Annotated in this window: 13 protein-coding genes; 2 read left to right on the top strand and 11 right to left on the bottom strand. The window is 50.5% G+C overall.

All coding sequences use genetic code 11. The features are described from left to right. The 11 genes from EA408_08170 to EA408_08120 all read right to left on the bottom strand — a co-directional run. On the bottom strand, positions 1–1,396 hold a 1,396-nt coding region (locus tag EA408_08170; GenBank protein TVR71885.1), incomplete at its 3' end, for a fucose isomerase. A 71-nt stretch (positions 1,397–1,467) separates the two neighbouring features. After that, entirely contained in the window at positions 1,468–2,907 is a 1,440-nt protein-coding gene (locus tag EA408_08165) for an HTH domain-containing protein (protein TVR71884.1), read from the bottom strand. Between the two features lie 122 nt (positions 2,908–3,029). Continuing rightward, positions 3,030–4,520 carry a glycerol kinase gene (gene glpK / locus EA408_08160; protein TVR71883.1) on the bottom strand — a complete coding sequence of 497 codons (1,491 nt, stop codon included), beginning with the start codon at positions 4,518–4,520 and terminating at the stop codon, positions 3,030–3,032. 164 nt (positions 4,521–4,684) lie between these two features. Next, positions 4,685–6,112 (bottom strand): DUF1593 domain-containing protein, encoded by a 1,428-nt coding sequence (locus tag EA408_08155; GenBank protein ID TVR71882.1) that lies wholly within the window; start codon positions 6,110–6,112, stop codon positions 4,685–4,687. A gap of 101 nt (positions 6,113–6,213) precedes the next feature. After that, positions 6,214–7,188: a ribose ABC transporter permease gene (gene rbsC, locus EA408_08150; GenBank protein TVR71881.1), complete on the bottom strand. Its 975-nt coding sequence runs from the start codon at positions 7,186–7,188 to the stop codon at positions 6,214–6,216. Between the two features lie 120 nt (positions 7,189–7,308). Beyond that, entirely contained in the window at positions 7,309–8,868 is a 1,560-nt protein-coding gene (locus EA408_08145; GenBank protein ID TVR71880.1) for a sugar ABC transporter ATP-binding protein, read from the bottom strand. Next, the gene (locus EA408_08140; protein ID TVR71879.1) at positions 8,858–9,490 is read right to left on the bottom strand and encodes a DUF2291 family protein; all 633 of its coding nucleotides are present in this window, start codon (positions 9,488–9,490) and stop codon (positions 8,858–8,860) included. The genes EA408_08145 and EA408_08140 overlap by 11 nt, the downstream gene beginning before the upstream one ends. A gap of 50 nt (positions 9,491–9,540) precedes the next feature. After that, entirely contained in the window at positions 9,541–10,473 is a 933-nt protein-coding gene (locus EA408_08135) for a D-ribose ABC transporter substrate-binding protein (GenBank protein ID TVR71878.1), read from the bottom strand. Between the two features lie 176 nt (positions 10,474–10,649). After that, positions 10,650–11,627 carry a transketolase family protein gene (locus EA408_08130; protein TVR71877.1) on the bottom strand — a complete coding sequence of 326 codons (978 nt, stop codon included), beginning with the start codon at positions 11,625–11,627 and terminating at the stop codon, positions 10,650–10,652. Positions 11,628–11,658: 31 nt separating this feature from the next. Next, positions 11,659–12,495, bottom strand: coding sequence for a transketolase (locus tag EA408_08125; protein ID TVR71886.1), 837 nt, complete (start codon positions 12,493–12,495; stop codon positions 11,659–11,661). 178 nt (positions 12,496–12,673) lie between these two features. After that, the gene (locus EA408_08120; protein ID TVR71876.1) at positions 12,674–13,438 is read right to left on the bottom strand and encodes a DeoR/GlpR transcriptional regulator; all 765 of its coding nucleotides are present in this window, start codon (positions 13,436–13,438) and stop codon (positions 12,674–12,676) included. A gap of 77 nt (positions 13,439–13,515) precedes the next feature. Between EA408_08120 and EA408_08115 the strand changes: the two genes are divergently transcribed. Together EA408_08115 and EA408_08110 are read left to right on the top strand one after the other, a co-directional pair. Continuing rightward, positions 13,516–14,631, top strand: coding sequence for a LacI family transcriptional regulator (locus tag EA408_08115; GenBank protein ID TVR71875.1), 1,116 nt, complete (start codon positions 13,516–13,518; stop codon positions 14,629–14,631). A gap of 62 nt (positions 14,632–14,693) precedes the next feature. Then, on the top strand, positions 14,694–15,692 hold the full coding sequence (locus tag EA408_08110; GenBank protein ID TVR71874.1) for a multidrug DMT transporter permease: 999 nt from the start codon (positions 14,694–14,696) through the stop codon (positions 15,690–15,692). Positions 15,693–16,054 lie beyond the last annotated feature (362 nt).

The raw sequence follows: 16,054 nt of genomic DNA, 5'->3' as shown, positions 1-16,054 counted from the left end.
CCAGGTAGTTGTCAACCGCCTCTTCAATTATTGATGCCACATTGCCGCGGGTCATTGCTACGTGATGCTCGAAGCCGTTCCTGCAAATGAACTTAAGGAGCTGCTGCAGGTTATCTACTTTCGACACGGCAATGCCACCGTCCATCCCGTAAGGATCGTCTGTAAATTCACCCTCTCCGAGGTAGGACTTTATCAGGCCGGCTGTATCATCGGTCGAGATCCTGAAAAAGGAGAAAGGGCCCGGGGCAACCTTACCCTTGATGGCGCCGAAAGTATCTTCGTGACCCAGAACGGTTCCGAGGATGTCGAGAGTTGATATTTCCAGCTCGCTCTGCATGAAGCTTTTCGGGTAATTGCTGCAGTGGGTGCAGACACACATGTTGCGGTCGGTGCCGAAGTTGTTGTTCCAGTCCAAAATTGCCGGGGGATTGCCAGAGGCAAGCAGCAAGGCATACATCGAAACCACCCCGGCTACATCAACCTCGCATGCGCTGGGCAGGAACCTCTCTCCCATCATGCTCATCGTGAGGCACGTGGCGCAACCGTAGTTTTTCTGCACCGATTCCCAGCACTGGATGGCAGTGGCATCTACCTGGTTCTCTTCCACCCATTTGTCCACCGCCAGGCTGAAGGCTGCCTGCCTCTCCACCTGCTCCTGCCTGATCCTTTCGGGTATACTGCCGTACTCCCGTATCTCTTCAAGCTTCTTTTTCATCTCGGGTGATCCCGGAGCGTACTTTTCCGCGGAAGCGAATATTTCAGAAAGGTCAACCGGCAGGACGGTGATGCCGTATGCCTGCAAGAGCTTCTCACTATGGCGCATCGTCTGGAATGCCCCGGGGCGTGCTCCTATTGCCCCTATCCTGGCGCTGCCCAGTCCGTTCACCACCCGGCACACGCCGGCAAAATAGTCCAGATCCCTGTCAAACAGTTCGCTTTCAAGGGCATAGGTGTGGTAAGTGGTGTCGGTGAACGGTATCCCGTACTGGTAGAGGTTATTGCATACCGAGATCTTACCGCAAAAGGCATCACGGCGGCTCCTGACATCAACCTTGTCGTTATCGTCGTCGCATGCCTGTATGAGCACTGGCACGTCAAGCTTTGATAGGTTGAGTGTATTGACCACGCCCAGCTCGTCGCCGAAATTGGGCAGCACCACGATCACCCCGTCAATTATGTCGCGGTGCTTCCTGAAAAGCGCGGCACATTTCTGCGCGTCTTCATAGGTCTCGATATTGCCGGTCGGGGTCTCGCCTGCAGGCAAAATGATATGCCGGTGGCCCGACTTCTCAATTTTTTCAAGCAGCACCCTGCGGGCCTCTACGGCCAGCTTTGAATTGAAAATGTTGCGGGTAGCAACTATAAGTCCGAATGTGAGTTCCTTCTTGTATGCCATGGTTTTGAGTTTTTATAAAATAATATTCAACAACGGTTTGCGTATAACAGCTGGCGGGGTTTCATGCTCGGTTACACGTTTATTTTCCAATATCCTCCTTTATCCGGTCCAACCCTGTCAACAATGTCCTTTTCTTTCAGCTTTGCCAGTTGCTTTTCTACCGCTCTTTCTGTAATGCCTATTATTTGTGCCATTTCAGAAGCAGATATGTACTGATTCCCGGAAATCAACTCTACTATTTTCTCCGAACTTTCTCCGAACTTTTCTCCGAACTTTCTCCGAACTTTTCTCCGAACATCATCCCAATCGGAGGCTGAAACAGCTTCTTCGTTTTCATTGGCCTTCAGCGGAATGATCGTCTTGAAAATATCCTCCTCAATAAATTCTGGTTTTGTTCCCGGGGTATAAATGCCACAATATTTGAAAGTATTCCGAACACCTGAACCCAGTTCGTCCACTAGTCCGATTTCTTTAAAAAACTTTGCGATTACTGGATTCTTGGGATAAGGTGAAAAGTTGGCAGGATCAATCACGCCACCGTCATGCGGACGGTTCCAGTTTTCGGCAAGTATCCTGTCTTTTTCGATAACAAGTTTGGCCGGAAAAGCATTGACAAATTCCCGGTGTATTAGCAGATTTCCCACTACTTCCCGGAAAATCCGGTCGCGGAGGCTGATGCGTTGCTCTCCTTCCTGGAAGAACTTGTCCGGCAAATGCTTTCGCACAAAAGCCATGAGCCGGTCATAGCTTTCTATGAGATTGGTGCGGATGTCGTCCCGATCGTCATAGCGATCTACATTTTCTACCCGGAGAATGGCATCCGTTTTATGGTGCGGTAAAACGCTTTGTATGACCTCATCTTTTCCCAGCACCAACACAGCCGCCAGTGTGTAGCCGTCTTTTCCGGTTTGATGGTCATGTTTGAACAGTCCGGCTGAACGCAGTAGTTCTTCATCCGTCATATCCTGCCAGGGATGGTCTGCCCGATCGTTCTTGGCCAGGGTGCGGACGCGGCTGAATAATTCCGTTTTGAAATCCGAAAGTTTCAAGTAAGGATATATCCGGTTTTCGGAATAAGTGGCTTGTTTTCGCAGATATAGTTGAGTAACCTGTTCGGTTTGCCGGGTAATGTCAAAATCTCCGTCCTTATTCCGATCAAAGATCTTTCCGTTGGTGCTGTGTACCTGTGAGCTTTCCGGTACATATACATAGATCACTTTCTTGCCTTCATAGTCTATTACCTGTGTTGACAGGTAAAACGGTGGGCTCAGCTTTTGCGGGTTATTGGCATTGGTGACAATGTTGTTGATAATGTCCTGTACGCAACCTTTAATTACTCCTTCCACTGTTCCGTCATTCTTCACCCCTAATAGCAAATACCCGCCTCTGCGATTGAGAAAGGCACACACGGATTCAAAGGCATCTTTGTTCAATTCAAACTGGGAGGTTTTGAACTCAACTTCAATGCCTTCGCCTTTTTGTAATATGTCTTTGAGCTTTTCGGGGGTCATTTATTCAATCATTTTTTGAAACCGTTTAGCTGGTATCCAAAAGTAAAGAAAATATTAGGGTTATCAACAATTTATAAATCAATTCAATGTGGACATTTTTCCGATTCTCTGAAAAGCAACCATTACCGTTCACCCTTAAATAATGTCCTGGCAACGGCGGTCTTCCAGCCGGAGTAAAGATCGTCTGCCCGGCCTTTGGGTATGCTGCCTTTTATAAGCTCTCCTTTTCTTAATTCACTCAGTTCTTCAGGCTTATTCCACCACCGCAGATACAGTCCCGCTGCCAGCATAACACCTGAGGCTGAAGCTTCTTCAACAGAGCTCCTGTTGATCACCCCGCCAAGTATATCTGCCTGGAACTGCATCAGGAAGTCGTTCTTTACCGGGCCGCCGTCAACCCTCAGCTCGATATCATCAATACCGGCGCCCTCCTTCATGAGGTCGACCAGGTCCTTCACCTGGTAGGCGATCGATTCAAGCGCCGCCCTCACCACATGAGCCTTACGGGTGCTAAAGGTCATGCCGCAGATCATAGCCCTTGCCCGGTGGCTCCAGTAGGGCGCACCGAGTCCCGCGAAAGCGGGAACAAGATAAACACCCTCAGTTGAACCGACCGAGGCGGCAATCTCTGCAGTCTCCTCAACCGAGCCGATAAGCTGCAGGTCATCCCTCAGCCATTTGATGGCCGAGCCGGTGGAGTGTATATTACCTTCAAACACATATGCCACCGACCCTTTTACGCCATAACCTATCGATGTTACCAGTCCCCGCGGCGCCGGAAGCGGTTTTGTGCCGATATTCATCATGATAGACGAACCGGTGCCGTAGGTGGCCTTGGTCATTCCCGGTGTGAAGCATAGCTGCCCGAACAGGGCCGCGTGCGAATCGCCCATCACCCCGGTAATTGGTACCGGCCGGCTGAAAGTCCCCGCCGCAGTCGTCTCTCCAAACTTGTCATCGGAAAACCTGACTTCAGGGGCCATCGACAGCGGGATGCCCAGCTCGTCCATTATTTCGTTGTCCCACGACAGCGTGTTTATATTGAACAGCATGGTCCTGCAGGCATTCGAATAATCGGTGGCATGGACCCTGCCGCCCGTCAGGTTCCATATAAGCCAGGAGTCGGTCGTGCCGAACAGCAGCTCGCCTCTCTCAGCTTTTTCCCTTGCGCCGGGCACGTTGTCGAGTATCCAGCTTATTGCCGTAGCCGAAAAGTAGGGGTCGATTATCAGCCCGGTCTTTTCCCGTATCCTCTCCTCCCATCCATCCTGCCTCAGCCTGTCGCACCGTTCCGCCCCCCTGTTGCACTGCCACACAATGGCGTTGTAAAGAGGTTTCCCGGTTTTCCCGTCCCACACCACCGCCGTCTCCCGCTGGTTGGTGATTGCAATGGCAACGATACCGGCATCCGGCTGTCCGGAGGTGATGCCGCCTATCACCTCAAGCGTATTGGCCATTATCTCTTCAGCGTCATGTTCGACCCAACCCGGTTGCGGGTAGATCTGGGCATGCTCCTTCGACAGCCTTGCCACGACACTGGCGCCCCGGTCAAAAAGCACTGCCTTGGTGGCCGATGTGCTCTGGTCGATCGCTAATATTGCAGGTTGGCTCATTGTGCTCAGGGTTTTGATATTTTATCCTCTGTTTTCCCTTCCGGGGATGACCCCTTCCGGGGAAGGGAACGCTTTTCATAATGGTCCGGCATATCTAAAAGATCCGGTTCTATAACGGTTCCCGGATTGGGGAACAGGCCGGGATATGCCAGCGGGCCCGCTGGCTACTCCGGCAGAATATTCACTATCACCCTCTGGTAGCGGGTCAGCTGCGGGTCGCCGTCGTCGGTCACCTCCAGTATGATATGCATGTCAGAAGGCCTGTCAACCCGTGGTGCTGTGAACCTTGCTACCGGACTGTCGCTGTTCGCTATATCGAGCTGGTGATTCCGGTTGGACTGGTAATCGGTGAACAACAGGTATGAACCAGGCTCAAAGTAAAGGTACCAATTATAGGTAAGATTATCGCCGTCGGGATCGGTAGTGGGAGTTGCATCGAGCGTCACAACCTCGTTGCTCCTGACGGTTATCTCGTTGGGATGGTTCAGCTTTGGCACCGGCGGATGGTTCGCCTCATCATAGCCCATTATTGTCCAGTTCATCCTTGCCAGGAAATCGTTCTGGAAGTGGGTGCGCCATCTCCATATGGTTGCCTGGGCAGACAGGTAGGTGGTGCCGTCAACCTTGACCATGTCATAGGTATTGGTCCATATCGGACGCGTTTCAGGCTCATGGAACCACTTTTTGTATGGCGGGGTATAAAGCTCATACCTTCCGCCCCATCCGCCGTAATCGGGACGTTCCGGATAATTGAGCCCGTTATCTATCAGGCCCAGGAAACTGGGGGTATCGCCCTCCATGGCAAATTCGATAAGGGGGTACTCAGCTCCCAGGGGACCCTTGTTCTGTATATTATTTCTCACCCATGTATTTCGTACCAGGGAGGTATCGGCGCCGCTGGGGAAGTTGTACCAGCGTTCGCCCGAAATACCGATCCACGTGGCATAATGGTAGGCCGTCTCGTTGTTTTCATGGAAGCCGGGGCTGACGATATAGAATAATCCGGGATAATTGCGCCTTATCCACGGGCCCGAGTCGTCCTGGTCGGATATGGCATATACCCTGAGCCGGCTCACGATCTCCTCCACCTCCCTTTCGGGCCTCGTATGGCTGAGCTTCCAGAGCGCCTGCGCCAGGGTGTTCACTCCGCCCCATGCCAGCACCCATATGGGGCGGTCATCGTCCTGGTCAATTACCGAGATGATCCAGTCCGATCCATCGCTGTCCCGGCCGGGACCCACACCCTCCATTCCGAATTTGGGAATCCCCTCCCTTACTACCGCCCTGAGCTTGCCGGCTTCAGGGTAGCCGGACTCATGCTTCAGCAGGTTTGGCTGCACCTTTTCATAGGCGTCAAGGATCTCATAGATCCTCCAGGCGGCAGTGCGGTCTCTCATCCAGCAGGATGTTGTAGCAATGATCCCTTCGGTATCCCACTGGTTTGAGTAGAGCAGGAAGCGAACGAGCGACTGTGCGTCGTCAGGCTCATTCTCGATGTCGGTAAGCACGATGATCCTGTGCCTGTCAGCCTGAGCCGTCAGGGCTGTGTTAAAGGCCATCAGCAGGGCAAAGAACAGAATTGTGATCTTCATAGGATTTGAGTTTTGGGTTGAAGTTTTACTTTAGTTCCGGGTTTAGTTTCGTGTTTAGTTCTGTGCTTAGTTCCGGGTTTAGTTCGTTTGGATCAGTGGGCTTACTCACTCTTTGTATTCAGCTTCTCGATCACCACTGCCAGCAGAATCACGAAACCCTTGACCACCTGCTGCCAGAAGGGCGAGACGTTGAGCAGCACAAGCCCGTTATTGAGTACCCCAATTATCAGGGCGCCCTGGACCGTACCCATAATGGTTCCCTTTCCTCCCGAAAGGGATGTCCCCCCTATCACCACCGCGGCAATCGAATCCAGTTCCAGTCCCATCCCCGCGTTGGGCTGGGCCGAATCAAGCCTTGAGGTGACCATTATCCCCCCCACCGCGGCCAGCGCTCCTGCAATTGAATAGACTATGATCTTTATCCGCTTTACGTTCAGGCCCGACAATGCAGCGGCCTTCTCGTTGCCGCCAACCGCGTAGATGTGCCTGCCCAGCCGTGTCTTTTTGGTAAGTATGACGGCGGCAACAACCACCGCGGCCGCTATCCACACCGGCATGGGTATGCCCAGCAGCCAGCCTGTACCTATAAATGCCATGTTGCTCTCAAAGCCGGTTATGGGGAACCCGCCCGTCCACAACATCGTAAGCCCCCTGGCAATGGTCAGCATAGCCAGGGTGGCAACAAAGGGCGGCACCTTGAAGCGGGTGATGGCCATCCCGTTGAACCAGCCAAGGAATGAGCCAGCCAGCACTCCGCCCGCAATAGCCCCGAACAGTGTGAAACCCACATATATGTTGGCATCGGTAAATTCGGCGCCGAACTTCAGCATACCGGCGGTTATTGCGCCGCACAGTGCAAGCACCGAACCCACTGACAGATCAATGCCTGCAGTGAGTATAACGAGTGTCATGCCGACTGATACCACCAGGTTTACAGAGATCTGCCTCATTATGTTCCAGCTGTTTTCGGCTGTCAGGAACCTGTCGGTGAGCAATGTGAGGATGATGCACATCAGCAGGAGGGCGATAACGGACTGGAACTTGAGGATTTTTGCCTTGAGGGTTTTGGTATCCATGATTTTCGGGTGATTTTCAGAGGGTTTTCAGGGGGTTATTATTATTGTAAAGTTTTTCTGCCATCGCTTGTTGTCAATTATTTAAGCCATTTCTTCCAATATCAGATTTTCCTTCAACTATTAAAGGTTTGCCGTGGCCGCTTTCATAATGACCTCTTCGGTGGCCTCCTCCCTTGTCAGCGTTGCTGTAAGCCGTGAGGAGGAAAACACCAGTATCCTGTCGCATAACGAAAGAATCTCGGGCAGTTCTGATGAGACCAGGATTATGCCCATACCGCCTGCGGCAAGTTCTTCAATGATATTATATATCTCCTGTTTGGCTCCGATATCAACGCCGCGGGTAGGTTCGTCAAGTAAAAGAATTTTCGGACCGGCGGCAAGCCATTTGGCAATCACCACCTTCTGCTGGTTGCCGCCGCTCAGGGTTGCCACCTCCTGTTCGAACGACGCCAACCTTATGTTCAGCTTCTCCCTGAACCGTCTGCATAGCTGCATCTCTTTTTTCCGGTCAATGAAACCCAGTGACAGCACTTTTTTCAGGCTGACCAGGGTGGTGTTTGCTGCAACATCCATCTCCATTATAAGTCCCTGCAGCTGCCTGTCCTCCGGCACAAGCGCCATACCGGCCCTGATGGCGTCCTGAACGCTGTTTATCCTGACGGGACTGCCTTCAACTGAAATGTTGCCCGATACATATTTACAATGAAGACCGAAAATAGCCTCCAGCATTTCCGTACGGCCAGCCCCCATCAGTCCGCTAACCCCCAGTATCTCCCCACGGTCAAGGCTGAAGCTGACATCGTTTACCAGAAACTCCGGCTTGAGCCTGGGGTTCCTGAACACCAGGTTGGAGACCCTCAGCAGTTCTTTACCGGCTTCCCTGCCATCTACGTGACCATTAGCAGCACCGGCTCTCCTTTCCCTCATCATGATGTCGCGGCCCACCATCATCCTGATGATGTCGTCGCTTACAATGTTCCTGGTTATATCCATGCTGCCGGTAACCCGGCCGTCTTTGAGCGCGGTAAAATTATCGGCTATATCAAGAAGCTCATCAATCTTGTGGGAAATGTATATTATAGCCACCCCCTTCTCCTTCAGTCCCCTGATAATCCTGAAAAGCAGCGCGGTCTCGCTCTCGCTCAGCGAAGAGGTGGGCTCATCCATAATGAGGACCCTTGAATCAAAGTGCAGGGCCCGGGCTATTTCAACAAGCTGTTGCTGACCCGTACGCAACTGGTAGACGGGAGTGCCGGGATCAACATCGAGGTGAAGCCTCCGCATCAGCTCCGCGGCCACTTCATGCATCTTCCTGTAATCTGTCAGTCCGATCCGCGTAAGCGGCTCCCTGCCGAGAAAGATGTTCTCGGCAACGGTCATGTTATGGACAAGGTTCAGCTCCTGGTGAATAATAGCAATTCCGCTTGCCTGGGCCTCGGCCGTACTTCGGAAACTGACCATTTCTTCCCGGTACAGCACCTCTCCTGTATACCCGGTGTAAACCCCGGCAAAGATCTTCATAAGCGTCGATTTGCCTGCACCATTCTCGCCCACGAGGGCGTTCACCTTTCCGGGATAGACCTTAAGGTTAACATCAATCAATGCATAGTTGCCGGAAAATTCCTTTGAGATATTCCGGGCTTCAAGTACCGGTATGGCGGTTGATTCGCTATTCTCCATCTGAAACCGATATTTGAATTGGAATTAATCTGAGGGGGTCAGGCAGATCCTGCAGGCGGTTTATCTCTGCCGCTCCTGTAAACCTGATCCGCGTGCCCGGCTCCAGTTCCTCCATGAAAGGTTCGATTACCTCCGATTTGACCTTGCGGTTCAGGTATACCGAAACCATGTTGAAATCCATCATGTTAAGAAACTCGTCAATATCTACAAGTCCCGACCCGTCACGCACCGCGTTGCCGAATACAAAGGTTGTTTCAAGCTCTGTCGTTATAGTCTCATTCACTGTCACGGTTACCGTCTCTTCACCAATCCCTTCAACCACGCCTGATCCTGAAACATAAAAATAATAGGTGTTTGATATCCCGAGTTTATGGGAATAGTTATCAAAAGCCTCATCCGGGTCTTCCCCGAGCAATTCAAGCAGGTATGACAGATCTGCCGCTTCTGCAAGGCGTTCAGGCATCAGGTTTTCCCAAAGGTGCCCAACATATTCCTCCACATCAAATGCTTCGCTCACCGGCCGTCTCCTTTCCCTGTCAAGGCTGTGGATGTCGATCGACAATACAATAACCACTACAACCAGTAATGACCCTGCAATGTAATTAACTGCTTTTTTCGACATAAAATGAGTTGTTAAAATATTAATATCAATGGCCGTGCAAAGCCGGCTGCTCAATCAAGGAACTCAGAAACATTATCACGTGTTACCAGTATGACCTCCACGGGAGTTCGGGAATCAAAATCTCGTTTCCCGTCCAGATACTCATCGGCAAGAACGGCCGACATCTCTGCCATCATAACCGGGAACTGCATTACAGTCGCCGTCAGCCTGCCTGCATCTATCGACCTGAGGGCATCATCAGATCCGTCAAACCCGAAAACTTTTATCTGGTCAGTTTTTCCTGCCGCCAGCACCGCCTGGTATGCACCCAGCGCCATTGCATCGTTACCGGCAAATACCGCATCAATATCGGGGTGTGCCTGCAGCATCGACTCCATGACCTCCATGGCGGTGTTCCTGTCAAAATCGGCGCTCTGCTGCGCCACCATCCTGAGTCCCGGAAACTCATCAACCACGCTGTGAAAACCCCGGGAACGGTTCCAGGTGTTATTGTCTCCCACAAGTCCCAGAATTTCCACGTAAGTGCCCTGCTGGTTCATCTCGCGCACAAAGTGCTGGCCCAGTTTCACGCAGCCGGTAAAGTTGTCTGACAGCAGCTGGGTTACTGCAGCATCACGGGAGTTGATCTCCCTGTCCATGCAAAACGTTGGTATACCGGCCTCCCTGGCCCTCAGCACATTTCCCACTGAACCGTCAGCATCGGTCGGATTGAAAAGAATTGCATCATATCCCATCGCGATGATGTTGTCAAAATGCTCAGCCTCACGGGCCGAATTGTTCTGCGAATCGTAAATCACCGCATCATATCCGAGTTCCTTTGCTTTGGAGGCGGCAGATTCTCCAAGCACAACAAACCAGGGGTTGTTCAGGGTGCTGATAACAACTGCCATCCTGCCCTTTTCTGAACCCCGGTTCCGCTGGCAGCACATCAGCGTCGGCACCAGCAAAATCAAAATCAGCAATGTAACAAGGTCTCTTCTCATAACAGTAATACTTTATTATGTTTTATATCCTAAATGCGGACATTATAGCCTGCCGCAAGTTTCATAACACTGGGCCCGCCGGTACTTCTTTGCCTTCTGCATTGGGACATTATCCCCTTACGCCAGTTTATTCGTCTGCGACCCGAGGGTGCTCCTTTACATCCTGAGCGGGAGCATTATCCCCGGCCACCTGATGCTGTTACTTCCAGCATGCTCCTTATCATCCCGGCAAGCCCCCCGGGTGATATGCCATAATGGTTGAAGATCTCCTGCTGCGATCCGGTAACCGTGTATTCATCGGGAATCCCCACCCTTCTGAACGGCACGCTGATCCCCTCTTCCATCAATACACCCGCACAAGCCTCACCCAGTCCCCCATAAACACTATGTTCCTCAACCGTTATCATTCCCCTGCACTCCGAAGCTGCCCTTATCAAAGTCTCCCTGTCAAGCGGTTTAATTGTATGCATGCTTATAACGCGTACGTTTACCCCTTCATTGTACAAAAGCTGTGCTGCTCCGGCCGCGGGAGCCACTGCTTCGCCGCATGCCACGACAGCAATATCATTGCCCTGTGTAATTACATTGGCCCGGCCAATCTCAAAATGTCCCTCCTCCCCGTAAAGATGGGGCAAGGGCCTCTTGCCGAACCTCAGGAAGAAAGGCTTGTCGCTCGCCGCTGCTGCCTTCACGGCCATGCGTGTCTCATAGTTATCGGCAGGGACCACGATCACAATATTGTTTATTGCCCTTAAAGCTGCGATATCATGCAGCGAATGATGCGTGGAACCAAGCGCGCCATAGCTCACGCCGGAGCTTATCCCTACCAGGTTAACCGGAAAATCTGAATATGCCACATCGTTCTTTATCTGCTCGAGTGCACGGGCTGTCAGAAAGCAGCTGGGTGATGTAGCAAAAACCTTCTTGCCACATGAAGCCAGTCCTGCCGATATACCTACCAGGTTCTGCTCGGCTATGCCCACCTCAACTATCTGTCCGGGGAACTTTTCAGCAAAAGGGATCAGCTTACCCGACCCCCGGGAGTCACTGGTTACAACCAGGATATCACTATCCCTGCCTGCAAGCTCCATAAGGGTTTCCGAGTACACTTCCAGGTTTGGTTTCCCGGTGGCCGGTTTATCAGTTAACCTCATAATAATCCTGTTGTTTAAAAAACAATACCTGTCAGGCCGACAATTCGCTTAGCCTCTCTTCCAGCTCCTTTAAGGCTGCTTCATATTGAGCGTCATCAGGTACTCCATGGTGCCATTTCAGTACATTCTCCATAAAGCTCACTCCCCTGCCCTTGACGGTATCGGCTATAATAAGAGTTGGCAGTCCCTCACTTAACGGGACGTTTGACAATACTCTCCTCAGATCTTTGATATTATGGCCGTCTACATTTGTCACCCCCCAGCCGAACGACTTGAATTTCTCATCAATGGGAGACGGGTTGCAGACCCTGGAGTATTTATCGGTTATCTGAAGGTTATTGTGGTCAAGTATGGCAACCAGGTTATCCAGCCTGTTATGGGCAGCAAACATGGCCGCCTCCCAGTTTGAGCCCTCTGCCAGCTCGCCGTCTCCGAGCATAGTGAAAACCCTGTAGCTCCTTTTGTCCATTTTGCCGGCAAGGGCGATTCCTGCGCTGATTGATAGTCCGTGACCCAGTGCGCCGGTATTGAATTCAATTCCATTCACTTTCCTGGTAGGATGGCCCACGTAATGCGACCTGTACCTGCCGATAGTCTCCAGGTCACTTTCCGGGAAAAACCCTTTTGAGGCAAGAACCACATACAGTGCCTCGACCGAATGCCCCTTGCTCTGTATGTACCGGTCCCTGTCCGCATCATCAATTGCTCCGGGCGACACATTAAGAACATCGTTATAGAGTACATTGAGAATATCAATACATGACAGGTCCCCGCCGGTGTGCCCCGCTCCCGCCAGTTTTATATACCGCAGCAGGTCAAGTCGCATCCTGGCAGATATCTGTTCAAGTTTCCTGTCGCTGTAACCCATCATGTGCATATTTCTTCAAAAACAAATAAATAAAAAATTTGCGAAACCTCAAAAGAAAATAATAATAAATAAAAGAAGTATAAATGGTGCATTTAGTGCCTGCCTCGAATGTGGTACAGTATACACCTGTCCTGAAAAACATTTTCCCGCACTATCTGAAACCTTTATTTTTAAGGGTTTATCCTGCTATTATCAGATCAATCTCATGCTCCTTCATCATTGCCCGGTCCCTTGCGGTTATTTTCGAATCGGTAATCAGGTAGTTGATAAGTGACAAAGAGCCGAGACTTGCAAATGCAGCCTTGCCTATCTTCGAAGCATCTGCAACAAGATAAACCAGATCGGCCGATTCGATCATCGCGCGCTTAACCACTATATCGCTTATGCTGGGATATGTAAGTCCGGCCTTCAGGGTGATCCCGGCAGTGGCAAGGAAAAGTTTGTCAACATGAAGATTATTAAAAAAATCCGCCGCCTTCTGTCCGGTAAGCGACAGTGTCGGGGCCTTGAACTCACCACCGGTAACAACCAGGTTGATACCCGGATCTCCTCCCAGGATCAGGGCAATATTGAGAGCATTTGTGATAACGGTAAGATTCCTGAAGCCGGTTATCAGTTTGGCTATTTCAGTGGTGGTCGAGCCCGAGTCAAGGATAATCGTATCGCCGTCGCTGATCAGCTCCACGGCCTTGCGGGCAATACTGGCCTTGTCAGGAAGGTTCTCCTGGTTACGCAGCATTATGTTCCGTACATGGGATTCTACATTTTTCAAAAACGCACCCCCATGCTCTCTTTTGATAAACCCCTCACGTTCCAGTTTTTCAAGGTCCTGGCGAATGGTAACCTCGGTAACCTTAAATATCCTGCTCAGGTCGATCACCCTGGCGTGGCCATCCTCTTTGATCAGTTCAAGTATTTTTTCTCTCCTTTGATTTGGCAGCATGGTATTTGTCTTAATAATAACGAAGGTAAAAGTAAAAAAATAAAAACAAAAGCAACCTTATTTATATTGGTTTTAATTTGCTTTTTATCTGCACAAACGTTTGTTCTAAATCAAATTATTTTGGATATTTGTTTCGTTTAAACCAAAAACAGAGGCGGCTAATCAGCAATAATGTTAAAAATATAAGGGATCTTGCGGTTCTGACGGGGTTTTCCGTCAGCACGGTATCCCGTGTTATCAACGGGAAGAGTGAGCAGTTCCGCATCAGTGCCAAAACCTCCGAAATAATCCTGAAAGCTGCCGCTGATCATAATTATTATCCCAACAGGATTGCCCGCGGCCTGAGGCTGGAAAAAACCGAGACAATCGGACTGATAGTCCCCGATATTGCCAACCAGTTCTTTTCCTCCGTTGCCAAGACCATCGAATTAGAATCCAGAAAGAACGGTTATTCGATTTTCCTGTGCGACAGTCTTGATGACATTTCCACCGAAAGCGAACTCCTGAACCTTCTTGCAGGCAGGAAGGTTGATGGCATTATCCTGGCTCCCGTCGGAACACACAGTGACCATGTAACTGAATTCGCCAAAAACGGAATACCCGTTGTCATTATTGACCGGTACCTCCCCGACACCTCTATACCTTATATTACTACCGACAATTATTTCGGGGCCTGCAAGGCAACTGAGCATATTATATCAATGGGACACCGGATAATCGCTTGTATACAGGGGAAGACCGGGATATCAGCAAATACAGACAGGATATCGGGATATAAGGACACTCTGAGGCAAAACAATATCCCTGTCGACAACAGCCTTATAGTCGGCGATGATTTCGGCGAGGAGAACGGATACCTGCAGACAAAGATGCTGCTGTCGAAGGCAAATCCTCCTACCGCAATCTTTGCACTCAGCAACCTTATCTCACTGGGGGCAATGAGGGCAATTGCCGAAAAGGGACTGTCAATTTCCGACGATATTTCGCTGGTGTCATTTGATGATCAGCCTTATTCGGGACTCCTGGCAAGCCCTATGACTACCGTTGAGCAGGAAAAGGATAAAATCGCCGGCAGAGCGGTTAACCTGTTGCTGGAGATGATATCAGGAAAAAAAGATATAAAGGAGATTGAAAGAACAATGATCAGGCCAAGGCTTATAGTCCGTAATTCAGTTAAGAATTTGTACAATTAATAGATTATAATGCACAAATGTTTGTTTTTAACCTAAAACCTAAAACCTAAAACCTTAAAGCCATGGTAATAATTAATTCTTATGCCTGGGCCGTTGTTCTGGCCTTTATCACGATGTTATGCTGGGGTTCATGGGCCAACACCCAGAAAATGGCCACAAAAAAATGGCCCTTCCAGCTCTTCTACTGGGATTACGCGATAGGGGTCCTGCTGCTGTCACTTCTGCTGGCTTTTACAGCCGGAAGCATTGGCACGGAAGGCCGGAGCTTCATCCAGGATCTAGGCCAGGCAGATGCATCTGCACTGGGCTCCGCCTTCCTGGGTGGTGTTGTGTTCAACATAGCCAATCTCCTGCTTGTGGCAGCCATTGCAATTGCCGGTATGGCAGTGGCATTCCCGATTGGTATCGGCCTCGCACTGGCCCTCGGGGTAATAGTAAACTATATAGCCACTCCCCTGGGCAATCCCGTGCTGCTTTTTATCGGTGTTGCCCTGGTTGTCGTTGCCATTGTTCTCGATGCGATGGCTTACAGGAAGCTCCCGGGCCAGACAGAATCACCAACCAAAGGTATTGTCATTTCACTTCTGGCAGGCTTACTCATGGGCTTCTTCTACAGGTTCGTGGCAGCATCGATGGTTGCAGACTTTGCCAGTCCGGAACCGGGAAGGCTAACCCCCTACACCGCATCGGTAATATTCGCGATAGGTCTCCTGGCATCCAACTTCATCTGGAACACGATTTTCATGTATAAGCCCGTTACCGGGGAAAGGGTTACCTATGCCGATTACTTCAAAAAGGGTGACAGCAGGCTTCATCTGATCGGCATCCTGGGAGGGGCGATCTGGAGCCTGGGAATGACCCTCAATATAATTGCCGCTGAACAGGCAGGGTTTGCGATTTCTTACGGACTGGGTCAGGGTGCCACCATGGTCGCCGCTCTTTGGGGTGTGTTCATATGGAAAGAATTTAAGGGCGCCAAAGGCGTTAATGGATTGCTTACGGCGATGTTCCTGTTTTTTGCAGTGGGACTGGCACTGATCATTGCGGCGAGGCTTTATTAAAAATCAATGGACCCCTCAGCAGACAGGATAACAGACATAGGGTGAGGGGCCCATTTGCCTGATAATTAATTAGTCAACCTAACTTGCAATCATGAAACCCGCATCAGCCTTCGGCACACAAAATAACATGAACAAACCATGCGGGTTCCATACGTTCAAGGCACTGAATACCGATAATATGCTAAACTTAATTCATTGATTATTAATTTGATTAACTTGATTTTTACGTATGAAACTAATCTTTTCAATAATTTTACTTATTATCTCCCTGGCCTCCTGCAAGGGGCCTGACGCGGACAGTGAACGCGACGTACCCGTTACCGGCAGGATCGATTATCATGAATATACCCCCGGTCCCTCCG

It is taken from the genome of Marinilabiliales bacterium, assembly GCA_007695015.1.
Lineage (GTDB): Bacteria > Bacteroidota > Bacteroidia > Bacteroidales > PUMT01 > PXAP01.
This window is presented reverse-complemented; position numbering and strand designations above follow the sequence as displayed.

What these genes read in the sequence shown, in the direction of transcription:
- rbsC (TVR71881.1), bottom strand. Translation starts at nt 7,188, where the DNA reads ATGGATACCAAAACCCTCAAGGCAAAAATCCTCAAGTTCCAGTCCGTT.
- EA408_08125 (TVR71886.1), bottom strand. Translation starts at nt 12,495, where the DNA reads ATGGGTTACAGCGACAGGAAACTTGAACAGATATCTGCCAGGATGCGA.
- glpK (TVR71883.1), bottom strand. Translation starts at nt 4,520, where the DNA reads ATGAGCCAACCTGCAATATTAGCGATCGACCAGAGCACATCGGCCACC.
- EA408_08135 (TVR71878.1), bottom strand. Translation starts at nt 10,473, where the DNA reads ATGAGAAGAGACCTTGTTACATTGCTGATTTTGATTTTGCTGGTGCCG.
- EA408_08155 (TVR71882.1), bottom strand. Translation starts at nt 6,112, where the DNA reads ATGAAGATCACAATTCTGTTCTTTGCCCTGCTGATGGCCTTTAACACA.
- EA408_08145 (TVR71880.1), bottom strand. Translation starts at nt 8,868, where the DNA reads ATGGAGAATAGCGAATCAACCGCCATACCGGTACTTGAAGCCCGGAAT.
- EA408_08110 (TVR71874.1), top strand. Translation starts at nt 14,694, where the DNA reads ATGGTAATAATTAATTCTTATGCCTGGGCCGTTGTTCTGGCCTTTATC.
- EA408_08140 (TVR71879.1), bottom strand. Translation starts at nt 9,490, where the DNA reads ATGTCGAAAAAAGCAGTTAATTACATTGCAGGGTCATTACTGGTTGTA.
- EA408_08130 (TVR71877.1), bottom strand. Translation starts at nt 11,627, where the DNA reads ATGAGGTTAACTGATAAACCGGCCACCGGGAAACCAAACCTGGAAGTG.
- EA408_08165 (TVR71884.1), bottom strand. Translation starts at nt 2,907, where the DNA reads ATGACCCCCGAAAAGCTCAAAGACATATTACAAAAAGGCGAAGGCATT.
- EA408_08120 (TVR71876.1), bottom strand. Translation starts at nt 13,438, where the DNA reads ATGCTGCCAAATCAAAGGAGAGAAAAAATACTTGAACTGATCAAAGAG.